The organism is Guptibacillus hwajinpoensis, assembly GCF_001039475.1.
In the GTDB taxonomy this organism is placed as follows: Bacteria; Bacillota; Bacilli; order Bacillales; family Guptibacillaceae; genus Guptibacillus; species Guptibacillus hwajinpoensis.
In genome coordinates, this window is sequence record NZ_LELK01000004.1 from 837,591 (window position 1) to 860,341 (window position 22,751).

General features: G+C 38.6%; 20 protein-coding genes. 18 read left to right on the forward strand and 2 right to left on the reverse strand.

Annotation, left to right across the window (positions count from 1 at the left end; genetic code table 11):
* Nucleotides 1-16: 16 nt before the first annotated feature.
* From AB986_RS14310 to AB986_RS14330, 4 genes are all read left to right on the forward strand, one after another.
* The gene (locus AB986_RS14310) at nt 17-1,771 is read left to right on the forward strand and encodes an ABC transporter ATP-binding protein (RefSeq protein ID WP_048311841.1); all 1,755 of its coding nucleotides are present in this window, start codon (nt 17-19) and stop codon (nt 1,769-1,771) included.
* Between the two features lie 292 nt (nt 1,772-2,063).
* Nucleotides 2,064-3,599 carry an FAD-dependent oxidoreductase gene (locus AB986_RS14320; protein ID WP_048311843.1) on the forward strand — a complete coding sequence of 512 codons (1,536 nt, stop codon included), beginning with the start codon at nt 2,064-2,066 and terminating at the stop codon, nt 3,597-3,599.
* Nucleotides 3,600-4,031: 432 nt separating this feature from the next.
* Entirely contained in the window at nt 4,032-4,472 is a 441-nt protein-coding gene (locus AB986_RS14325) for a YybH family protein (RefSeq protein WP_048311844.1), read from the forward strand.
* 313 nt (nt 4,473-4,785) lie between these two features.
* A complete protein-coding gene (locus AB986_RS14330) occupies nt 4,786-5,349 on the forward strand; it encodes a CPBP family intramembrane glutamic endopeptidase (RefSeq protein WP_236690387.1) in 564 nt (187 codons plus the stop codon).
* 162 nt (nt 5,350-5,511) lie between these two features.
* Here the strand turns inward: AB986_RS14330 and AB986_RS14335 are convergent, their stop codons facing one another.
* Complete coding sequence (locus AB986_RS14335) at nt 5,512-6,660, reverse strand: S8 family peptidase (protein ID WP_048311846.1); 1,149 nt, start codon at nt 6,658-6,660, stop codon at nt 5,512-5,514.
* 410 nt (nt 6,661-7,070) lie between these two features.
* On the opposite strand from AB986_RS14335, the gene AB986_RS14340 reads away from it, so the two are divergent.
* The 9 genes from AB986_RS14340 to AB986_RS14380 all read left to right on the forward strand — a co-directional run bounded on the left by AB986_RS14340 (nt 7,071) and on the right by AB986_RS14380 (nt 15,615).
* On the forward strand, nt 7,071-7,334 hold the full coding sequence (locus tag AB986_RS14340) for a hypothetical protein (protein ID WP_048311848.1): 264 nt from the start codon (nt 7,071-7,073) through the stop codon (nt 7,332-7,334).
* A 295-nt stretch (nt 7,335-7,629) separates the two neighbouring features.
* On the forward strand, nt 7,630-8,991 hold the full coding sequence (locus AB986_RS14345; protein ID WP_053216198.1) for a DUF2254 domain-containing protein: 1,362 nt from the start codon (nt 7,630-7,632) through the stop codon (nt 8,989-8,991).
* 388 nt (nt 8,992-9,379) lie between these two features.
* Entirely contained in the window at nt 9,380-9,961 is a 582-nt protein-coding gene (locus AB986_RS14350; protein ID WP_048311850.1) for a YdhK family protein, read from the forward strand.
* 180 nt (nt 9,962-10,141) lie between these two features.
* Entirely contained in the window at nt 10,142-11,149 is a 1,008-nt protein-coding gene (locus tag AB986_RS14355) for a F510_1955 family glycosylhydrolase (protein WP_048311851.1), read from the forward strand.
* A 26-nt stretch (nt 11,150-11,175) separates the two neighbouring features.
* Entirely contained in the window at nt 11,176-11,907 is a 732-nt protein-coding gene (locus tag AB986_RS14360; RefSeq protein WP_048311852.1) for an urease accessory protein UreH domain-containing protein, read from the forward strand.
* A 193-nt stretch (nt 11,908-12,100) separates the two neighbouring features.
* Nucleotides 12,101-12,430: a four-helix bundle copper-binding protein gene (locus tag AB986_RS14365; protein WP_048311853.1), complete on the forward strand. Its 330-nt coding sequence runs from the start codon at nt 12,101-12,103 to the stop codon at nt 12,428-12,430.
* 135 nt (nt 12,431-12,565) lie between these two features.
* Nucleotides 12,566-13,951: a sensor histidine kinase gene (locus AB986_RS14370; protein WP_048311854.1), complete on the forward strand. Its 1,386-nt coding sequence runs from the start codon at nt 12,566-12,568 to the stop codon at nt 13,949-13,951.
* 1 nt (nt 13,952) lies between these two features.
* Entirely contained in the window at nt 13,953-14,642 is a 690-nt protein-coding gene (locus AB986_RS14375; RefSeq protein ID WP_048311855.1) for a response regulator transcription factor, read from the forward strand.
* 397 nt (nt 14,643-15,039) lie between these two features.
* Nucleotides 15,040-15,615 carry a DUF4256 domain-containing protein gene (locus AB986_RS14380; protein ID WP_048311856.1) on the forward strand — a complete coding sequence of 192 codons (576 nt, stop codon included), beginning with the start codon at nt 15,040-15,042 and terminating at the stop codon, nt 15,613-15,615.
* Nucleotides 15,616-15,922: 307 nt separating this feature from the next.
* On the opposite strand, the gene AB986_RS14385 is transcribed toward AB986_RS14380, so the two are convergent.
* Entirely contained in the window at nt 15,923-17,275 is a 1,353-nt protein-coding gene (locus tag AB986_RS14385; protein ID WP_048311857.1) for an alanine/glycine:cation symporter family protein, read from the reverse strand.
* Between the two features lie 199 nt (nt 17,276-17,474).
* Between AB986_RS14385 and AB986_RS14390 the strand changes: the two genes are divergently transcribed.
* From AB986_RS14390 to AB986_RS14410, 5 genes are all read left to right on the forward strand, one after another.
* Complete coding sequence (locus AB986_RS14390) at nt 17,475-18,242, forward strand: SDR family NAD(P)-dependent oxidoreductase (RefSeq protein WP_053216199.1); 768 nt, start codon at nt 17,475-17,477, stop codon at nt 18,240-18,242.
* A gap of 76 nt (nt 18,243-18,318) precedes the next feature.
* Entirely contained in the window at nt 18,319-19,389 is a 1,071-nt protein-coding gene (locus tag AB986_RS14395) for a GGDEF domain-containing protein (RefSeq protein WP_048311859.1), read from the forward strand.
* Between the two features lie 112 nt (nt 19,390-19,501).
* A complete protein-coding gene (locus AB986_RS14400) occupies nt 19,502-20,140 on the forward strand; it encodes an SDR family oxidoreductase (protein WP_048311861.1) in 639 nt (212 codons plus the stop codon).
* A gap of 223 nt (nt 20,141-20,363) precedes the next feature.
* Nucleotides 20,364-21,773 carry an alanine/glycine:cation symporter family protein gene (locus AB986_RS14405; protein WP_169525658.1) on the forward strand — a complete coding sequence of 470 codons (1,410 nt, stop codon included), beginning with the start codon at nt 20,364-20,366 and terminating at the stop codon, nt 21,771-21,773.
* Nucleotides 21,774-22,127: 354 nt separating this feature from the next.
* On the forward strand, nt 22,128-22,685 hold the full coding sequence (locus AB986_RS14410; protein WP_048312901.1) for a class I SAM-dependent methyltransferase: 558 nt from the start codon (nt 22,128-22,130) through the stop codon (nt 22,683-22,685).
* The last annotated feature ends 66 nt before the right edge of the window (nt 22,686-22,751 follow it).

Genomic DNA, 22,751 nt, shown 5'->3' on the forward strand with positions numbered 1-22,751 from the left:
CAAGGGGGAAGCTAGTATGAAAGAAAACAATACAGAAAAACGGATGAATTGGCGCGATCTTTCTAAACTGATTCGAGAGACAAAACCGTCCAAACCTTTAGTGTCAATTGCGATTTTCATGAGCGTGGTGGGGACAATCGCAGGGTTAATTGTGCCGTTCTTCACTAAAAACTTGGTTGATCAGCTGTCTGCAAACTCGCTTTCATCCAGTGTGATTGCTTTATTAATTACGGCCTTTATCGTTCAAGCTATTTTCTCTGGTCTCTCAATGTATCTACTTCTCTATATTGGTGAGACGGTAGTCGCTCGTCTTCGTGAGCGTTTAATGAATAAGGTACTATCTCTTCAGGTCGCTTATTTTGATAGCAATCGTGTCGGTGATACAACAAGTCGTATTGTAAATGATACAGGCGTCATTAAAGACTTAGTTTCCAATCACTTAATCAATTTATTAACTAGCACTCTTTCTATTGTAGGATCAATCGGTATACTTCTCTATCTTGATTGGAAACTAACAGCTATTTTACTTGCAGTTGTCCCAATTATGATGATCGGCATTCGTTTCATTGGTAAGCGAATGTATAAAGTATCAAAGGGACTTCAGGAGGAAACGGCTAAATTCACCGCAACCATTACACAGGTTCTATCAGAAGTACGCCTTGTGAAATTCTCCATGGCGGAAAATGTTGAAGAGGAGAATGGTAAGCAGGGAATTAATAACGTTTTCTCTTACAGTATGAAAGAAGCTAAAATATACGCACTATTAATGCCACTTATCACGTTATTACTAATGGGCGTTCTCGTTATTATTGTAGGGTACGGCGGCGTTCGGGTTTCAACGGGGGAACTATCAGCAGGTGAACTTGTTGCCTTCTTACTCTATCTGTTCCAAATCATCATTCCTTTTAGCTCGATGGCGCGTTTCTTAACCGCGATCCAGAAAGCTATGGGAGCAACCGAACGCCTTCAAGTTCTGTTGCACCACGATAGCGAAGAACGAACAAGTGGCGATGAAGTCGTCGATCCAGCTCAGTCGCTAATGTTTAACGACATTGAATTCTCATACGGTAAAGAAGCAGTACTGAAAGGGGCTTCTTTCGATGTTCCACCTGGCAAAGTGACAGCTATTGTAGGTCCTAGTGGAAGCGGGAAAACGACAACGTTTTCCTTGATCGAGCGATTTTATAAACCGCAGGAAGGGTCCATTACGCTTGGCGGCAAGGATATTCATACATTCTCGCTTCAATCGTGGCGTAAGCAAATCGGGTATGTGTCTCAAGAAAGCCCGCTTATTGGAGGATCAATACGTGATAACATTCTATACGGCTTGGAACAGAACGTTTCAGAGCAAGAATTAATAGATGCAGCCGAACAAGCCTTTGCTCTTCCTTTCATAATGGATCTCCCAGAAGGCTTCGATACTGAAATAGGTGAGCGTGGAATTAAGCTTTCCGGTGGCCAGCGACAGCGTATTGCTATTGCTAGAGCCATTGTAAGAAATCCATATCTTTTGCTGTTGGATGAAGCAACATCAAGTCTCGACAGTACGTCTGAAGTTCAGGTTCAACGAGCATTGAATAATTTAATGGAGGGACGAACGACCATTGTCATTGCTCACCGACTGTCTACAGTTGTTCACGCGGATCAAATTCTTGTGATGGAGAATGGGAAAGTTTCAGGAAAAGGAACGCACGAAGAACTTATGACACAGAGTAGCCTCTATAAGAAATTAGCTCAGCAACAATTTCAAATAGAAGAAAAGCATTCGTAATCGTTCGAAAAAGGAAAGACATCTCTCTTCATCGAGAGGTGTCTTTTTTTTATAAGGCTCTTTTCTAAAAGATTGTTGCTTTTGAAAGGATTTTCTTAAAAGAACCCGACTTCGCTAATTGGAGCGGAAGAAGCTCGACTCCTGCTGGACTAGCGGGAAAGGTGAGACCCCGCTGGAGCGGAAATTGACCTACTCTTTCAACAACAATATATACGAAAAGAGCTTTTATAAAGAATGATTCGCTAAATAATGGTGAAAATAGGAAAGTTGATCCATAAAGGAGGTTATCCAATTGACACCGAGTAAAGAATGGCCAGATGCTCCAGAACCAGTCTGGCAAGTTAATAAAAAACGTACTTCTCATCCACCTTTAAAAGAAAATATTGAAACAGATGTTGTCATTGTAGGTGGTGGTATAACAGGTATTACATCAGCTTATCTTCTTGCAAATGAAGGGATACGAGTTGTCCTACTTGAAGCAAATCAGATTCTAAACGGAACAACCGGTCATACCACAGCCAAAATAACTGCTCAACATGACCTTATTTATGATGAGTTCTTAAATCACTTCGGTAAGGAAAAAGCAAAGCAATACTATCAAGCAAACACAGAAGCGATGCAGTACATTAAGCAAACGGTTGAGAAAAATTCCATTTCATGTACATTCTCTGAAGAAGATGCTTACCTCTATGCGACAACTCCCGAATATGCAAGAAAGCTGACAAGCGAGATGAGGGCTTACCAGCAGCTTGGTATTGAAGGAGAGTTCGTAAACAGCATGCCAATTGACATCTCGATCAAAGCTGGAATCGTAATGAAAAATCAGGCTCAGTTTGATCCTGTTGCTTATTTAACCCCGCTTGTAGAGGCGTTTTTAGAAAAGGGCGGACAACTGTATGAACAAACGGTCGCAATCGATGTTCAAAAAGGGACAAAACCAGTTGTCGTGACGAAAAACGGGTCCACTGTTACATGTAAACATGTTCTAGCATGCTCGCATTTCCCGTTCTATGACGGAAATGCTCTCTATTTCACACGAATGTATGCCGAAGCTTCTTACGTTGTCGCTGCTTCGACTAAGAAGAAGTTTCCTGAGGGCATGTATTTAAGTGCTGAGGATCCAAAGCGATCGCTAAGAAGTCATACGTTTAACGGTGAGAAACTTGTGCTATTCGGTGGTGAAAGCCACAAAACGGGTCAAGGTAACCGATTGAGCGATCACTACAAAGCGCTTAAATTCTTCGGCGAAGAAACATTAGGGATAGAGAAAGTTGCTTACAGATGGTCGGCAGAAGATTTTTATACATTAGATAAACTGCCTTACATAGGTCCTGTCACAAAAGGACAGGAAAATGTGTTGATAGCGACGGGATTCCATAAATGGGGAATGACGAATGGTACAGCTGCAGCGCTTCTTTTCCGAGATTATGTACTAGCAAACGATAATCCTTATATGGATTTGTTTATCCCTTCTAGGTTCTATGCTGACCCAAGCATGAAAACATTTTTGGTCCAAAATGCTGATGTAGCAGGACATTTCGTTAAAGGGAAATTGTCCATTCCGAAGAAAAAACTTTCTGAGTTAAAGGACGATGAAGGAGCGGTTGTTCGCGTTAACGGAAAACGTGCTGGAGCTTACAAAGACTCTGAAGGTTGTATTCATCTCGTCGATACAACCTGTACACACTTATACTGTGAAGTTGAATGGAATGATGGCGATCGAACGTGGGACTGTCCGTGTCATGGTTCTCGTTTCGGATACGATGGTAAAGTTGTGGAAGGTCCAGCAGATAAACCGCTTGCTAATTTATCAGATGAACTTGAATAGTTTTCCTATTTTGAAGCAAAACGGCACACTATTTCATAGGGGTGCCGTTTTTTTCTTTACGCTATGTTAGCTCATAATGTTGATTTCTCGGTTTTTGGCTTATTCGAGTGAAACCTCAGTTTCACTCGAATAAGCCAAAAATCAACATTGTCAATTAACATAGCCTTTCTTTAATGAAGGATTTTTTGATGTAGATAACGAGATCTTCAAGAAATAGCTTGAACTGTAATCAGGTGCATCTTCAACAAAGGTCCTCCGGGGGATGCCGTAAATTGACCCTCGAAATCAATAAATCTACAACAATTTTGGAGCGCTTGCTTAATAAATAGATAAGCGACCTAGCATGTTTTGGGCAGGATTTTTGAAGAAGGAAAAAAGGATTGAATAGGGAAATAATATAATGAACTTCACTTTTTATAAAGGAGGTAACTTATGACGATTGGTATTAGTACGGTTCAGGACGTTCTTGAAAATTACAAATCTGCCGTTTATGAACAAGATGCTGAAAAATTCCTATCTACCTATGCTGCTGATGTACATATTTACGATTGCTGGGGAAAATGGGAGTGTAGGGGGATTTCGTCATGGAGACAAAATGTAATAGAGTGGTTTAATGGCTTGAGTGAAGAAAGAGATGTTCTAAAAGTAGATTTTGATGACTTAACTATTGAGGAAAATACTAATGTTGCATTTGCTCATTGTGCTGTTACGTTCGTTGCTTACAGAGAACAGCCTGAAGAAAAACTTCGTGAAATGACAAACCGTTTTACATTAGGCTTAAGAAAAGTAAATGAATCTTGGCTCATAACACACGAACATTCATCATTACCAATAGATATGAAAACTGGAAAAGGTATGTTTAATCTCAAATAATAGGGTTACAGTTAATCTAATTATTAAACAGTCTCGGAGCTTATCTGAAATTGGAAATGTCCCTTAACAGTGGATATTGAAAAAGGTGGAGGTTTAAATCATCAATTTGAGAAAGAATACATTTTTCTTGCTTTCTGCAGCCCTATTTTTTGGGGGGATTACTCTTTTTTCTTTTAAACTGTTTGTTTTAGGATTAATACCACTGTCATGCTTGTTTTTATTATACTTTCTAAATAAGGACTACCGTTCTTCAGTTTCTTTGTTTATATTCTTTTTGTTAGGGCTACTTATCTTTCAAATTGGGAGTGCCTATATGTATAAGTTAAGTATCTCTCAAGAAACGAAAGTTTTAATAAATAGAAGCTTCCTATTGTTTATCCTTACTAGCACCATCATTTCACTCAAAATTTCCAAGCAAAAAATATTCTTATACTCTCATTTACCTAATTGGAACAATCAAATTATTATGCCCTTTCATCAGATAAAGGTAGCGCGCTTCTTGCTTTTTGGATTGATTGGTTCGTGCATCATCCTTTTACCAGCTCTCTTTCAGGAGACGAGCTATATAAAATCACTATTCCTCTTTGGGATTTTGTTTGCCCTTATAAATGCTACTTTGGAAGAAGTATTATGGAGAGGTGTGATGTTATCAAGTTTAAAAAGGAATGTCTCCACCTTATATGCTGTTTTGATTACAAGTGTCGGTTTTGGTCTCTTACATATATCAATCGGAATACCTGTAATGCTGAGTATACTATTCTCTTTCGGTGGGCTTTTCTATGCGATCGTGGTAATAAAGTCAAAAAGTATTTACCCATCTATAGTCTTTCATATGCTCATTAATTTAGGTATGGTTTTCAATGGTTGGATTATTTAAACTTATTCAACAATCTTGGAGCGTTAATCTAAAAAGGATATAAGTGGTTGGAAAAGACGGACATCACTGCTGAAAAAAGTATTGAGTATAATCTAGGTATGGAAAACAAGACAAAAAGCATGGATCATTATAATTATCGATCCATGCTTTTCTATTAACTTATTATCTGGTTGCTTCGTACACATCGATTACGCCGTTACCATAATAGAAAGATTCTCCAAGCGGAATGGCTGTATCAATAAGCTTTTGACGAACCTGTGCGTTTGATAACCCAGAGTTGCCTGCCATGATAAGCGCAGCTGCTCCAGCTACGTGAGGAGAGGCCATCGACGTACCATTATAGCTGTCATAGCTATTACCAGGCACAGAGCTTAAGATGTTAACACCTGGAGCCATTACTTCTAGTTCAGATCCTACGCTAGAGAACGAAGCACGGTTGTTACTTGAATCTACTGCACCTACTGCCATTACAGAAGCATATTTTGCAGGATAGCCGATTGTGTTTTTCTTACCTCTTGTTCCTTCGTTTCCAGCTGCCGCAACGACTAACACACCTGAGTTGTAAGCATTGTCATTCGCTTCTTGAAGTGCAGTTGATCCAGAACTACCGCCCAAACTCATGTTGATCACATCCATATTGTTGTCCACTGCCCACTCAATTCCTTGAATGATGCCGCTATAAGTTCCACTTCCAGAGCTGTCTAATACTTTTACAGCGTATAGACTAGCAGTATGCGCAACACCAAGGACGCCAACGTTGTTATTCAGTCCAGCAACAGTTCCTGCAACGTGCGTACCATGGCCATTTCCATCAGTGAAAGCATCTGGCTCACCAGAAACGAAGCTTGCACCGCCACTCACATTAAGATCTTCATGGCTAGCTTCAATTCCTGTATCTAAAACAGCAACTTTAACACCAGAGCCAGTGTTTCCAGTTGCGTGAACTTGATCTGCTTTTATGTGAGAGATACCCCACGGCGTTGTTTGTCCGATCGCATACGCCATTTGGTCTTCTTCTACATACGACACATTAGGGTTTTTCTTAAGAGCTTCTGCTGCTTTTTCGGGCAAAGAGACAAGCATCGTATCCATAAATTTATATTGATGTTTAACTTGTCCACCTATGTTTTTAATGTTATTGATTTGAGTTGTTTTAATATCTGATTTAAAACCAACGAGGAAGTCTTTCGGTCCTTTGTCTACCGGAGCGGCAGAGGCAGACGGTGTAGAGAAATGTAAGTTTCCTACCAATAAGGATAGAACGAGAACCAGGCTAAACAAAGCACTTAATGTTCTTAAAGTAGCTTTCATTTCATTTCCTCCCATAATTTTATAGCGTATAACAATCAAACTATGTACTCGTGGTGTTCAGGTCCCGGGCCCGAATATGTATGTCAGAAAAGTTCGACTATTACTAATATTATGGTAACATGACCCAGAAAATAATAATATTGGGAAATGTACCGTCCGACGAGAGGTTTAATTGGTTGTTAATAGAACTAGTTTCCCAATCTGCAAACTATAAAAATAATGTTATACTAAAAGTTTTAATTATAATTTAAAGAATTGTAATAATAAGTGTATAAATTTTGTAGGATCTATGTAACTTTTTAAGTGGGGAGGAAACAAATGACTGATTTATGTGGACTGATTAGAAATAATTAGCATAGGAGATTCCCTTTCCCTTAGGATAGCTTAAGAGATTTAGATGCAAAAAGTATTTGGGGGGTTGGAATGAAGGAAATTATACTAATGGGATATTTCTACTAACTATATTAGGAATATCTTCTTGTGGTTCATTTAACCTATTAAAAGATTTTAATGAAGAAAATGGACTTAAAGAATTTATCTCAAAAGATCACAAGTTTAAAGGTCAGGAAATTATAGAAATAGATTATAAAGGAACTGATCCCTATTATATTCAAACAAAAGAGGAAGAAAAAACAAGACCTTATATCGTAATGAGATATAGGAGCGTTAGTTAAATAAACGATATTATGACTTCCATAAAATTGGAGGTCATTTTTTATAGATAAAGACCACACTATTGAACGATGGAAGGGCGATAGGTTCTGCTATAAGCGCTTCTATCGTGAATTGCACATCCCGAAAGACGAAGGAGCCTTGGAGAACTCGATTGTTCACTTAATTTTGTGATGACATTAAAATCCAGGTTAGTTTGCTATTTTGTGGGGTAGGACAAGATAGAAGTATTGAAATTCATAAAAACAGAATGGTGATCAAATGGGGTTCTTTTACTATATAAGGAAATATTTAAGAATGTCGAGACGTCAGCGGAAAAGTGAATTAAATTCTACCATTTGGTTTATGCCATTTTGGTATATCGTTGGAGCTGTCGGTTTATCCGCTTTTACCTATTATCTCGATTATGTAGTGGATGTTAGCTTGTATCTGCCAATTGGGATTGGTTTCAGCGGACAAACTCTGCAAGTTCTATTGAGTGCACTCGTAGGAGGGGTGCTGACCTTAAGTGCCTTTACACTTAACTCCTTGCTCGTCGCCCTGACGACGTTTAGCGGGCAGTTCTCTTCCAAAATGCTAGTGAACTTTGTGAGTGACCGAGCGACCCAGCACGTACTCGGTATTTTTAACGGAAGTTTTATTTACGTGCTCTTAAACTTCTTATACGTGACGCATGGAGAAGAGGAGTATGTCGTTGCGACACCGGTCTTATCCATTCTGACAGCTATTACAGCTGCTGTGACCTTCATTTATTTTATAAACCATACAGCTACTTGGATGCAGGTTCACAATATCAGCTTCAATATGAATGCCAAGTCAAAATCAGTCCAGGCTTCTCTAGAAAAAGAATTAAATCCTTACCACCTTGAGAAGGAGATAGAGAAAGAATCCCTTCCACTTGATGCTGATGGCAAAATTATAAAAACCAGTCAATCTGGTTATCTTCAAGTCGCTGACTTTTCAAGATTAATTAAACAGGCGAATAGAGATGACATCATCCTAAGGTTCGATGTCAGAATTGGAGAATTTGTAATAGAAGGAACCCCGTTGCTGACTTATTGGGAATACGGACAAACCATTAATCCCGACCGCTACCTTAAGTCCATTGAGATTGGAGTCAAACGAACAGAAATTCAAGACCTCGAGTATGGCCTAATAAAGCTTGCCGAAGTAGCCATTAAGGCTTTAGGTCATAATGACCCTCTTACGGTTACAAATACAATACATCAGATTGCTGATTTGTTGAAAAGCATTGGTCAGTCTAGGAATTTCTCTCCTTACCTTTTCGACCAGAAACAGGAGCTTCGTATTATCTTAAATCAGAAGGACTTTCCCTACTTTCTTCATAAAGGATTTGCCTCCATTCGTGAGTTTGCAAATCAGAATTCGACAGTTCTGACAGAGCTGTTAACGATGATTTCCCTTCTAAGTAAAACGATGGATAAGGAAGTACACAAAGACCTATGGGAATTTGCTCGCCAGACAATTTTAGGATTTGATAACTATAGCCTATACGAAAATGACTGTTTGTATATTTTAGAGCAATTATCCGAGCTTTCTAAAAACACAGGGAATCAGAAAGATTATCTTTTCCTCCTTGAATATATGCTGCAACGAGTCAGTTCTAAAAGTGCTTCCAAGGTGCTCCCTCCTCTATAAACGTAGTTTTGGATAATTAACTCTCCACCTATTGGGAGCGTTAGCTTAATTTAAAGGCTATGTTAATGAACAGTGTTGATTTTTGGCTCATTCGAGTGAAACTGAGGTTTCACTCGAATGAGCCAAAAGTTAAGAAATCAACATTATGAGCTAACATAGCCAATTTAAATATAATAATAAAACATCATTTCGTTCATCTTGATTCGAAATGATGTTTTTTTTTGATTTGTTTGAACAGACCACAAAATTCCGATTTGATTCCTCATAATTATTGTCGTAAAAAAGTAATGTTTTCTGCACAATAAATTCATACTCTGAAGGTAATATTTACCTTGGCCATCTCTTTCGGCCATACTAAATAAAAGTTAAGGGAAGTAGGAGGAATACGATGAAGAATAAAAGCGCAATAGCTATGACCATTGCTATTCTTTCGTTATTATTGGTTGCATGCGGTAATAATGAAAGCATGATGAATGAGGAGACAAATAAGGAATCTTCACAAATGAATTCTAATTCAGAGGAAAGTATGGACGGCATGAATCATTCAGGCTCTAGTGATATTCCAGAAGGTTTAAAGGAAGCAAAAAACCCAACTTTTGAAGTTGGTAGCAAAGCGATCATCACTGCAAGTCATATGAAAGGAATGGAAGGTGCTGAAGCTACAATTAAAGGTGCTTATGAGACGACGGCATATGTGATTTCGTATACGCCTACTTCCGGTGGTGAAAAAGTAAATAACCACAAGTGGATTATACAAGAGGAAATAGAAGAAGCTGGAGATGAAAATTTAGAAAAAGGAAAAGAAGTTACCATTACAGCTTCGCACATGAAAGGTATGAACGGAGCTAAAGGTATCATTGAATCATCAAATCCTACGACTGTCTATATGGTAGATTATATGTCTGCTTCTGGAGGGGAAGAAGTAACCAATCATAAATGGGTTACAGAATCTGAACTAACGGTTAAATAGATTCCATGCCTTGTCTTTTTATCATGCACCTATTCTGATCAAAAGATAGGTGCATGTTTTTTTTTGATCTAGTGCAAAACATCCTTCTCATGTTCCTGTTAAAGGTTTTTTTGGAGTCTTCTAGTTGGAACAATTCATTTTGCACAACTTCTCAATAATTAAGTGCTAGAGTATTAGTGAATGTCAAAATTGAAAAAGAAGGATGGTCATGATTTGAAATCAAAATGGTTTTTTATAGTAGGAACAACAACCTTACTAATTAGCGCAGGATGTCAGAATAATGATGAAGCGAAACCTGAAGAGAATACTGAGATGATTCAAGTCAAAGATGGTGAAGATAATCTCGTTTCTTTAAAGGATTCCAGTTTATATGGTGAATTACAAAATAAACAAATAGAACATGTTCATGGTATGGGATACCCAGGGAATCGCAATGAATTAATGATTGCGACTCATAATGGCCCGATTATCTATTATGAGGACTTCTGGTATGAAGGGAAAGAGAATAAAAATGATTACATGGGTTTTAATGCTGTTTCTGATGGATTTTATAGTAGCGGGCATCCAGGAGAAGGATCTGATCTTCCTAACCCACTTGGTCTAATTAAAAGTACGGACAGAGGAAAAACATTAGAAGAGCTAGGGTTTCAGGGAGAATCAGATTTTCATTATCTCTCAGTAGGGTATGAGAGTCATGCTATATATGCAGTGAATCAACAAAAGAATAGTGAGATGGATATTGGTGTCTATTATAGCGAGGATGCAGCTAAATGGGAGGAAATTCAGCTAAATGGGATTCCTAATCAACTATCTGGTATAGCGACTCATCCAATTGATTCAAATGTACTAGCGATAACATCCCCAACGGGTTTATATCTTTCAAGTAATAAGGGAAGTTCATTTGATCGTGTTTCGGATGAAATATCTGTCAGCTCAGTTTCATTAAGGCCAAACCAACTAATTTATTCAAAAGGAAATAACAAGTTAGTCATTCAAAATCTTAGTAATGGGGATGAGAAGGAATTGCCAATGCCAAAAGATGAAATTAAAACGATCGATTATATCGCTGTCAATCCACAGAATGAAGAAGAGATTGTATTTCATACCGCAAGCGAATCGATCTATATAACAACGAATTTAGGAAGCGAATGGAAACAACTTGTTAAAAATGGAGAGATCGTTGAGTAAGTAAGTCTGAAGTAAGGAGTCTTACTATGTATGATGTGTTTAATTCATTAAGTCAAATGCTTAGTGGGCCTTTGACTACACTTGCATACCAGACAAACTCAATTCCTTTGTTATCAGCATTCATTCTTGGAGTGCTTGGAGCGACTGCACCATGCCAATTCACAGGCAATATTGGCGCGATTACGTTCTATGGAAATCGTTCATTTCAAAAAGGCATTGTCTGGAGCGAAGTAGTTTGCTTTATTCTAGGTAAAATCGTTGTTTTCTCTACCCTGGGGTTAATCGTTTGGATCCTAGGTCAAGAGTTTCAACAAAGTCTTACAAAGATTTTACCAGTAGCAAGGAAATTCTTCGGGCCTCTTGTTGTTTTAATAGGACTATATTTACTTGGGGTATTCAAAATGAACTGGAGTGTAAATCTTGGTGAAGTTCCAGAAAGGTTTCTGAAGAAGGGGAAATGGGGAGCTTTTCTTATGGGAGGAAGCTTTTCGTTAGGGTTTTGTCCTACTATGTTTTCATTGTTTTTTATACTACTGATGCCTCTTACTCTGGCAAGTCCGTATGGTGCAGTTCTACCGGCTACTTTTGCAATAGGGACGTCGCTGCCTTTTATTACTGCGATGTTCTTAATCTGGTATTTCGGTTTAAGTGGAGCGTTCTTAAAGAAAGGCAGGAAAGTTGGTTCTGTTCTTCAGAAAATCGCTGGAATAATTCTTGTTACAATCGGAATAGTAGATGCCATCACTTACTGGTTTTAAATACACATTTAAACAAGAGTTCATCAAGTACTTCAACGGCGTAACATATTAGATTACCCCTAGTTTGTCGAGAAAATGTGCAGTGAATGTGAAATTTATCATGAAGTAACTTTATTTAAATTATCCGTTTTAATTAGATCATTCTTGGCAAAATACTACAATGTAAACAATAATAAATAGGAGGAGTTTAGTTATGTCGCACGAAAAATATGGATCCATTATTGAAACGCTTCATGAGTGCATGACTGCTTGTAACCATTGTTATGATTCTTGTTTAAAAGAAGATGATGTTAAGATGATGGCTGAATGCATCCGTCTTGATCGAGAATGTGCAGATATTTGTGGATTCCTTGAACAAGCATTAGTCAGAGGGACCCCTTTTGCCGCAGAACTTGCTCAGGCTTGTGCAGCAATCTGTGAAGCATGTGGTAACGAGTGTAAGAAACACGATCATACACACTGCCAGAAATGCGCAGACGCTTGTTTCAAATGTGCGGAAGAGTGTAAAAAACTAGTATCATAATAAAATACCTACTTAAAGAGAAAGCTACAACGATGTTGTAGCTTTTTTAATGTTATAGCAGATGGTGATAAATGAAGCGACATGCACAATTTCTCGATATACTAGTGATAGGATAAATCGTAAAAGGGGTTTAGTATGGGATTCAAAAGAAAGAATAAATTAGCGACAAAGTTAGGTGTGTTATTTCTTACGAGTATCATGCTATTAGAAGGAATTCTTTTTGTGGTGCTCTATTTTGGCTTTTTAAATGAGCGAGTGATGGTGGAGACGGATGCATTGATTGCTCGTGGGAACAGTCACCGAGATGTTCTTGAGAAACATTTCGATCGAAGTACGAGAGAGCACGTTGCGCTAATGGAGTCTGAAGCTGAAACACAGGTTGTCATAACCGATACAAGAAACAATGTTCTCTCACACTCTAATGAAATGACTTCAGAAATAGAAAATACCATTGAATCAGTTAATAGTACTGTGGTAGATGGTGGGATTATTGAAGGCGATTGGGGGAAAGCGCCTTTCATTTCTTCAATTTCACCTGTGAAAATAAAAGGGGAGCAAGTCGGATATGTCTATATGTTTCTGGACACTTCTGGAATCAGAGATGTTCGTGACAGATTGACGTCTCAATTCTTGATTGTCATGGGTCTTGCATTGTTTCTCACAATTATTACAATAATCTACTTGTCTAGAATTATTACGAAACCTCTCATTCATATGAAGGAAGCTACACAGAAAATGAGCAGTGGTGAGCATGATGTTTCTTTAAAAGAAAATAGAAATGATGAATTAGGAGAATTGGCTAGAGCGATTCAACGTTTATCAAATGACTTGCTTCGTTTGAAAAACGAGCGAAGTGATTTTCTAGCAAGTATTTCTCATGAGTTGAGAACCCCTTTAACCTATTTAAGCGGTTACGCGGAAATTGCTAAAAGAGAGAATCTTTCTCCTGAAGATCGAAGCAGGTACTTGACGATTATTAAAGAAGAATCCCAAAACCTTACGAATTTAGTGAAAGACTTATTTGATATGGCAAAGATGGACCAAAAAGGGTTTTCCATCGAACGTGAGAACATTAAGCTTTGTCCATTAATTGATGAAGTAAGAGAAAAAGTGAAGCCTGCATTCGAAAACAAAGGTTTATCCCTATATACAAATTGTGAAAATGATATCACGATTTCAGTTGATTCCGATAGATTTTCTCAAGTTTTGCTTAACCTTTTGGACAACGCCCTCCATTATTCAGGAGCAGGAAAAACCGTTCGTATTGAAGCAGTCCAAATCGAGAATGAGGTAAAAATAGACGTTATTGATGAAGGAGAAGGAATTCCAGAACAAGATCTTCCATATATCTTTGATCGTCTTTATCGTGTAGACAAATCTAGGTCTCGTAAATATGGGGGATCAGGACTTGGTCTTGCCATTGCAAAGGATATTATTGAAAAGCATCATGGAACGATTTCTGCTAAAAGTAGGGTTGGAAAAGGAACGACGGTACAAATTGTGATTCCAGGAGTTGAGTAATATGCAAAGTGTCTTAATCGTAGATGATGAGGAACGGATGGTAGATCTAATTTCTCTGTTCTTAATGCCACATGGCTATAAGGTCTATAAAGCAAGCACAGGGTTTGAAGCAATAGAGAAAATACAAACAGAGAAAGTGGATCTTGTTCTACTAGATGTTATGATGCCAGAATTGGATGGGTGGGCAACCTGTAAAGAGATTCGTAGTATGTCTGATATCCCTATTATTATGCTAACAGCTAGAGATCAATCGAACGAAATTGTAAAAGGACTAAAGCTTGGAGCAGATGATTACATAACGAAGCCATTCGATGAAGAAGTCCTCCTTGCAAGGATAGAAGCGATTACGAGGCGTATTCATCAGGTAGACAAAAACATGCAAGTCATGAATGGATTAAAGTGGGAAATGGACAAGCACAGGGTTTCTTATAAGGGAAAAACGATTACAATGACACCAATCGAATTTAACCTTCTTGGCCTTTTTATGAGAAATCCTGATAAAGTATTCAGCAGAGAGCACCTGATACAACTGATATGGGGATTTGAATCCAATACTGAAGGCCGTACGATTGATTCCCATATTCGAAATCTTAGAGAGAAATGTCGTCAATCTGGCTTTCAGATTGAGGAGCATTTGATAACGATCTGGGGAATCGGCTATAAGTGGAAGGATAAAAGGTCAGTTAGATGAGAGATAGAAATCTAGTTTCATTGATTTGGATGTTTCCAAACTTTCTTGTTGCGCAGCATAACGTTCACACATTGATCCACCGTTAAAAAACGGTGGACTTTTTAGTTCTGAATGAGGTGCTGGTGAGTTGTAAATAAATGTTTTTTGATCACGGTTGTATAATTAGATGGTTTGAGCTAGACCTTCAATTCTTATACCACATTGCATACTTTTCTTCATTAGAAGTGTACCAACTTTAACTGTAGACTTGGTAGGAAATAGTTAATCCGTTTGGAGGTATATAAAGCTTAAAGGAAGAAGATATAAAGAATACTAATCCAGTTGAAGTGCGTTAAGGATGTAATTGTATAGCATGTAATCTTTGCCATATCTTTTATATAAATATAGGAGGGCGATTATGACTAATAAAACCGGAAATAAAAAAGCATTGGCATCAGAGGAAACTGAAGAATTACTGAGACTATTAAAAGGACGTTTTGAGAAAAACATGAATCGCCATGAAGATCTTAAGTGGGCTAATATTCATCCAAAATTGAACGATCAACCTGAGAAACTTTGGTCGCTCAATGAGATGGAGATAACCGGCGGCGAACCGGACGTTGTGGCTTATGATGAAAAGAAAGACGAATACACTTTTTTTGATTGTTCAGCAGAAAGTCCTAAAGGTCGCAGAAGTGTTTGTTACGATCGTAAAGCGCTAGAATCAAGAAAGAAATTCAAACCTGAACATAGCGCTGTTGATATGGCAACGTCCATGGGTGTTGAACTTTTGACTGAAGAACACTATCGAGCTTTGCAGAAACTTGGGGAATTCGATATGAAAACGTCGAGTTGGGTGCAGACACCGGATGATATTAGAACACTTGGCGGGGCACTTTTTTGCGATCGTCGATTCGGTCACGTCTTCGTCTATCACAATGGTGCAGAATCTTACTACGCAGCCAGGGGGTTTCGTAGTTCGTTAACGGTTTAAATAAACGTAAAACCATCATCTAATTAAAGAAAGGCTCCTTCTAAAAGATTGTTGCTTTTGAAAAAATAAGTGAAAAAACCATACTTAGGATTGGAGCGGAAGGATGCTCGACTCCTGCGGGACTAGCGGGACAGGTGAGACCCCACAGGAGCGTAAGCGACGAGGAACCGCCCGCCCCGCGGAAAGCGAGCATCCTGGAGCGGAAATTCACCCACTCTTATAGCAACAATATATACGAAAAGAGCCTTTTAAAAAAAGACGATGCCTCCAGTATAAATGGATGCATCGTCTTTCTTTTGTAATGCTTTTAGTTCGATACGCCAGTTGATTGTGATGCGCGTTTCTCTTCTTTAACTTTCTCCATAAATCGTTTTGTTTCGGCTACGACTACTCCGGATAGTCCGAGAAGACCGATTAAGTTTGGTAGAGCCATTAAGCCGTTAAAGATATCGGCAAGTAGCCAGACAACGTTTAACTTCAGTGTCGTACCTACAAATACAGCAAGGACGAACACATAGCGATAGTATTTAATTGATGCGTCTCCAAAAAGATAAGAGAAACACTTCTCACCATAATAAGACCAGCCAAGAACAGTAGAGTAAGCAAAAAGGATAAGTCCGATTGTTACAATAAGTGCGCCTGGAACACCTAGGAATTTCTCGAAAGTGGCTGTCGTTAAGGCAGCACCATTCAAATCTCCCTTGTAAAGGCCACCCATAACAAGCGCAATTCCCGTGATGGAACAGACAACAATTGTATCAATAAATACTTGTGTCATGGAAACAAGTGCTTGACGCCCAGGATAGTCTGTTTTCGCAGCAGCGGCTGCAATTGGAGCGGATCCCAGACCAGCTTCATTCGAAAATACGCCTCGTGCTACACCAAAACGGATAACGGCACCGATTGCACCACCTGCTACAGCCTCGCCTGTAAAGGCATCAGAGAAAATGAGAGATACTGCTGCAGGAACTAAATCAAGGTTCATGAAAATAACGACTAATCCACCGACTACATAGAATAAAGCCATAATTGGAACGAAGAAAGCTGTTACTTTTCCGATGCTTTTAATACCACCTAGAATAACCATGCCGGTGAAGATCATTAGTACAAGGCCAGTAATCCATGGCGCAATACCAAATGTCTCGACTGCATCCGCAACAGAGTTAGACTGCACCATATTACCAATCCCAAATGCAGCAAAAGCTCCAAAAAAGGCAAAGGTCATACCAAGCCACTTCATGTTTAGACCCTTATCGAGGTAGTACATCGGGCCACCTGACATTTCACCTTTCGAGTTAACCGAACGATACTTAACAGCTAGTATGGCTTCTGCATATTTCGTTGCCATTCCGAAGAGAGCACTAATCCACATCCAAAGAACGGCACCAGGACCACCAACAAAAACAGCTGTTGCGACACCAGCGATATTCCCTGTTCCGATCGTTGCTGCTAGTGCTGTCATGAGCGCCTGGAAGTGTGATATATCTCCTTCAGACGTCTTATCCTGTCGCTTCGAGAATGCTTGCTTTAAAGCATATGGAAGCATCGTGATTTGAAGAAAACCAAGACGTATGGTGAGGTAAACACCCGTTCCTACAAGCAAGATGAGCAACGGCCACCCCCACACAAATCCACTTATTGTATTTAATGCTGCTTCCAATACAAACTCCTCCTTTTATGTACATTAATACTAAATATTCTAACAAATTACCGCAAAAACCTTTATAATGCCAAATAAATTTCAGAAAAAAATGTCGTAATTATATGAAAGCACTTTCTTTTATTGGAGTCATAAGCATTCAGATGGAGGGAATGGGTAGAATTAGATAGTGTAGAGAGTGTAAAAGGAGGAACTGAACATGCGTTACTTTGATTTATCAAATAAAGTGGCAGTTGTAACTGGTGGAGGAAGAGGAATTGGTAAAACAATCGCGCTTGCTTTATCAGAAGCAGGTGCTACCGTTGCCATCGTTGGTCGGACCAAAAGTGTGCTTGATGAAGCAGCGAGTGAAATAAATAGGGAAACAAATCGGAACGTATATACAGTTGTAGGGGACGTAACAGATGAAGAGAGCATCAATGACGTCATAAAGACAATTCATCACACAATTGGGGTAATCCATATTCTTGTGAACAACGCTGGCAAGACGATTCGGAAAACGATTGAAGAGCTTGAACCACATGAATGGGATGAAGTAATGTCAACGAATGCTAAATCCGTATATATGATGACACGTGCGGTGCTACCTGATTTGAAAGAAGGTGAAGGGACAAGGGTGATTAACATTGCTTCCATGGCTAGTGAGGTTGGGTTGCCTTTCTCTACTCCTTATGGACCTAGTAAAGCTGCAGTTGTGCAATTAACAAAGCAGCTGGCGCAGGAGTTGTCACCACTTGGCATTACCGTTAATGCTATTAGTCCTGGGTTTATTAGAACGCCATTTAATGAAAAAGCACTTGAAAACAACATCTTAGTAAACAAAATTAATGGAAGTAACCCGATGCATCGGATTGGGCAGTTAGAAGAATTAATTCCAGCTGTGCTTTATCTTGCTTCCCCATATTCAACTTACACAACAGGGCAAAACTTAGTAATAGACGGTGGAACAACCTCACATGCTTTCTAGAAAATGTAGCACATTCATCTGGTTCATTTGATGTGTATCATTTGTTGGATTGATGGTAGAGTAAAGGGAAAATAGAGTGGAAGTGAAAGATATGATGCAATCATTGTTGGCTAATTTCTCGATTCTTTTGTTTATGCATCTATGTATTCAAAGCGTATATTATATTGCATTTCGCAAACATTTGCCGGATCGATTTGTTGCAATACTCCATGTTTTAATTGTAGTTGTAGGCATTATCGTATTATTTATGCTTCCTGTAACGTTGAATGGATATCGCTTTGATTTAAGAACAATTCCGTTAGTTTTTATTGTTTTATATCATGGATACAAATATGGCCTTTCTGTGCTTTTTATTATATTTATTGCAAGATTTGCGTTCCCAGGAGATTTTATCTTCGTTGAGCTCCTTTATACAGTCGTAATTCCCACACTTGTGACGTTGGTCTTTCGAGAAAAAGTAATGAATGCTATTTCGTATTTGAGCCTGTTCATTTACTTTACAGGCATATGGCTTATTTCAGATGCAGTATTAGGGTTAATGATTTTTGGAGCCAATTCCACCTTCTCTACTTACGCGCTTCACTTTCTCTCGTTTCAACTGTCAGCGATGATCATGTATTTCTTCATTCAAACTAGTACAAAGAATTTAGAGATGAGTGAAAAACTTCGTTATTATGCAGAGCATGATCCGTTAACGGGTCTTCTTAATTTACGAAGTTTCCTTAAGCGAGCTGAAGAACAAGAAAGCAAGATGAATCAAGTCGTAGCGATGATTGATTTAGACTTTTTTAAAGTGATTAATGATACGTATGGCCATTTGAATGGTGACCGAGTTCTTGAGGAATTTTCATCATTTTTGTCTCGACAGAGTGATGAGTGGCTCGTGGGAAGATATGGTGGTGAGGAATTTATCTTGCTAATTGAAGTTGAGAAGCTATCCGATGCATGTAATCGGATGAAAAAACTCCAAAGCGAATTGAACAACCATCTCTTTACAACCGAAAAAGGGGAAACAATTGAAGAGGTATCGGTTTCAATTGGGCTAGCTGAGCGAGAGCGAACTCAATCGATAATGTTCACCATTGATCAAGCCGATCAACACCTTTACCTGGCAAAGAAAAACGGAAGAAATCAAGTTTGGGCGTAATCCTCTCTACATTAAGAGCTTGTTATATCCACTAAAAAAACATCAAGGGGTTTTAAAAAAGTTATTTTGCGGAATATAACAGTTGTGAAGGTTTTTAAAGGAGGAATTATTAATGAAAGTACTAGTGATCGGAGCAAACGGACAAGTAGGTACACATTTAATTAAATCTCTAGCTGAACGTGGCCATGAACCAGTAGGTATGATTCGAAATACAGATCAAGTCAAAGCGATTGAAGATGCCGGCGGTAAAACTGTATTAGGCGATCTTGAGAAAGATTTCTCTCAAGCGTTATACGGGTGTGAAGCAGTCATTTTTGCAGCCGGATCTGGTCCACATACAGGTGCTGATAAAACGATTATGATTGATCAGGAAGGTGCTATTAAAGCAATCGACGAAGCGAAACAGCAGGGAATTAAGCGTTTTGTTATGTTGAGTACAGTAGGTTCTGACGATCCTGAAAAAGGTCCTGACAACATGAAGCCTTATCTATATGCGAAAAAGCGCGCCGATGAGCATTTGAAAGCGACGAATTTAAATTACACAATTCTTCGTCCAGGTAGCCTTTCTAATGATCCGGGCACAGGCCAAATTAGAGCTGCAGAAAGCCTTGAAGATAAATCAGGTCAAATTCCACGTGAAGATGTTGCGGCTGTATTAACTGAAATTCTGGAAAATGAAAATACGTACCATCGCACGTTTGAAATTCTAAATGGTGACCTGAGCATTAGTGACGCACTCGGCCAATTATAAGAAATAATGCAAGTGCAGGAGAGACTTGATGGGATATGGGATTCCCATTAAGTCTCTTTTCGCTTGGAGAAAGTTACTAATTGTCATATCTACATAACTATAGTAAAAAATAAATAGTGACTATATCATCATTTATTCAATAGAAATTGCGAATAAATCTAAGTAATGATAATGTGGTAAAGGTTGATCGTTGAAAGCGTTAACAAAAAGGGGTAGAGAGAGAATGAACATCTTAGAATCGCTAGAGAAAATTAATGCTATTCTGTGGGGAGCGCCGAGCCTTATTCTGTTATTTGGAACAGGCGTATTTCTGACAATGGTCCTTAAAGGACTTCAATTTCGCAAACTTGGATATGCGTTCAAACTAGCTTTTTCAAAGGAGAAGGAAGAAGATAGTGGTGCTGAAGGTGACGTAAGTAATTATAAAGCGTTAATGACATCACTTGCTGCTACAATCGGAAATGGTAATATTGCTGGTGTAGCTACGGCCATTACCATTGGCGGACCTGGTGCAATCTTCTGGATGTGGATTGTAGGGTTGCTGGGAATGGCTACGAAATATGGGGAAGCCCTACTTGCGATGAAGTATCGTGTGAAAAATGACAGAGGCGAATATGCGGGGGGTCCCATGTATTATGTCGAAAGAGGACTTGGCCCAAAATGGAAATGGCTTGCAATCTCCTTTGCATTATTTGGTGCGATTGCTTCATTAGGAATTGGGAACAGTGTACAATCCAATACTATCGCAAGTGTTGTCGATGAAAGCTTCAATATCGACGGTTGGGTGACTGGAGTGATACTTGCAGTTCTTACTGCACTCATCATATTTGGCGGAGTGAAACGAATCAGTTCAGTAGCTGGTTTCTTTGTGCCAATTATGGCTGTTTTATATATCGTAGGTTCACTCATTATTATTGGCCTAAATGTCGATTCAATTATTCCAGCAATGAAATTAATCTTCACCTATGCTTTTTCACCTATTTCAGCAGTAGGAGGATTTTCTGGTGTTATTGTAATGGAAGCAGTAAGATCTGGCGTATCGAAAGGAATTTTCTCCAACGAAGCTGGTCTTGGTACGGCAGCCCTTATTGCAGGTAATGCAAAAGCAGAACATCCAGTGAGACAAGCTCTTGTTGCGATGACAGGTACGTTTATCGTAACGATCGTTGTTTGTACAATGACAGCACTCGTTCTCATCATGACTGGATTCTGGGATCCAACAGGTGGTGACCTTTCTGGTGTAGTACATGATCCAACTCTTGAAGCGGGTGCACTAACAACTGCGGCATTCGGATCAAGCCTTGGTCTAATCGGAGAGTATATCGTAACATTCTCTGTCATCTTCTTCGGTTTCTCAACCATTATTGGATGGTATGTATATGGATATAAATGTTTCGAATACTTGGTCGGCACGAAAGTAACGGTTTACTACGGAGCGGTATATATTCTTGCTTGCTTTGTTGGAACCGTCGCGAATCTTACCACAGTTTGGGCATTCGCCGACATGGCAAACGCTCTAATGATGATTCCTAACTTAATTGCTTTGCTACTACTATATAAAGTCATTAAGAGTGAAACAGACGATTACTTTAATCGTTATCTAGTAGAGTATGAAATGAAACAGGCTAGCTGAATTGAAGTGATTGCGAAAACACACCAATAGAATAATATAGAAGTTCAAAGTAGTTCAGTTTAGGAGTACAAAAGTTTTATTTGTACTTTTAAATGGACTACTTTTTTTAACATATAATCGCATCACGAATGATTTATGGAAATGTACAGAAAAATTGTAAGTTAATCAGTGTGGTGAAATGGTAAAATTAAGGTGTTGTGTGGAAGTTATAGTGTTCAATTAAAGGGCAGGATTGTGGAAGACTCGAATTCGAGATAATAACAAAATTTGTGTAAAAACACTGGAATTAAAAGGTATTAACTATAAATGTATAGAATGTGATATATTTCATTAATTTCAAAGGGGTTGTCTACAATTAAAACAAAAGAATCAATTAAAGTTGTTATTGGAGCAGGAGAACACTCGAATAATCCTGATTGGATTCAAACTCAAGAAGCAGAATTAAATTTATTTAATGAAAACCATTGGAAAAGCAGATTTAAAGTGAATTCGATAGAGGCTATTTTAGCGGAACACGTATGGGAGCATTTAACATACGAAGAAGGGAAGGCAGCCGCATTAAATTGCTTTAACTATCTAAAACCAAGTGGTTACATTCGTTGTGCCGTTCCAGATGGTTATTTTCCTGATAAAGATTACCAACAGGTAGTACAAGTAGGAGGACCTGGTCCAAGTGATCATCCAGCAGCGAGTCATAAAATTGTACATAATTATAAAACGTTAAAATCAATGTTTGAAGAGGCTGGATATAAAGTTAACTTACTAGAATATTGTAATGAAAACGGAGAGTTTATTTATAATGATTGGGATGAGAAAGAAGGGTTCATCTATCGCTCAAAGAGGTTTGATCATCGCAATGCAGAAGGAGAATTAGGTTTTGTTTCTGTCATAGTTGATGCTATCAAACCTTAATATTCTAATTTTCATATTCAATGCAATTCGGAGTATCGTAGTAAACTAGATGCTATTTGGAGGTAC

Bases quoted from the DNA above. Each gene is read 5' to 3' on its own strand.
- AB986_RS14310 (WP_048311841.1), top strand. From the start codon at position 17: ATGAAAGAAAACAATACAGAAAAACGGATGAATTGGCGCGATCTTTCT.
- AB986_RS14325 (WP_048311844.1), top strand. From the start codon at position 4,032: ATGACGATTGGTATTAGTACGGTTCAGGACGTTCTTGAAAATTACAAA.
- AB986_RS14330 (WP_236690387.1), top strand. From the start codon at position 4,786: ATGTATAAGTTAAGTATCTCTCAAGAAACGAAAGTTTTAATAAATAGA.
- AB986_RS14335 (WP_048311846.1), bottom strand. From the start codon at position 6,660: ATGAAAGCTACTTTAAGAACATTAAGTGCTTTGTTTAGCCTGGTTCTC.
- AB986_RS14345 (WP_053216198.1), top strand. From the start codon at position 7,630: ATGTCGAGACGTCAGCGGAAAAGTGAATTAAATTCTACCATTTGGTTT.
- AB986_RS14350 (WP_048311850.1), top strand. From the start codon at position 9,380: ATGAAGAATAAAAGCGCAATAGCTATGACCATTGCTATTCTTTCGTTA.
- AB986_RS14355 (WP_048311851.1), top strand. From the start codon at position 10,142: ATGTCAAAATTGAAAAAGAAGGATGGTCATGATTTGAAATCAAAATGG.
- AB986_RS14360 (WP_048311852.1), top strand. From the start codon at position 11,176: ATGTATGATGTGTTTAATTCATTAAGTCAAATGCTTAGTGGGCCTTTG.
- AB986_RS14365 (WP_048311853.1), top strand. From the start codon at position 12,101: ATGTCGCACGAAAAATATGGATCCATTATTGAAACGCTTCATGAGTGC.
- AB986_RS14370 (WP_048311854.1), top strand. From the start codon at position 12,566: ATGGGATTCAAAAGAAAGAATAAATTAGCGACAAAGTTAGGTGTGTTA.
- AB986_RS14375 (WP_048311855.1), top strand. From the start codon at position 13,953: ATGCAAAGTGTCTTAATCGTAGATGATGAGGAACGGATGGTAGATCTA.
- AB986_RS14380 (WP_048311856.1), top strand. From the start codon at position 15,040: ATGACTAATAAAACCGGAAATAAAAAAGCATTGGCATCAGAGGAAACT.
- AB986_RS14390 (WP_053216199.1), top strand. From the start codon at position 17,475: ATGCGTTACTTTGATTTATCAAATAAAGTGGCAGTTGTAACTGGTGGA.
- AB986_RS14400 (WP_048311861.1), top strand. From the start codon at position 19,502: ATGAAAGTACTAGTGATCGGAGCAAACGGACAAGTAGGTACACATTTA.
- AB986_RS14405 (WP_169525658.1), top strand. From the start codon at position 20,364: ATGAACATCTTAGAATCGCTAGAGAAAATTAATGCTATTCTGTGGGGA.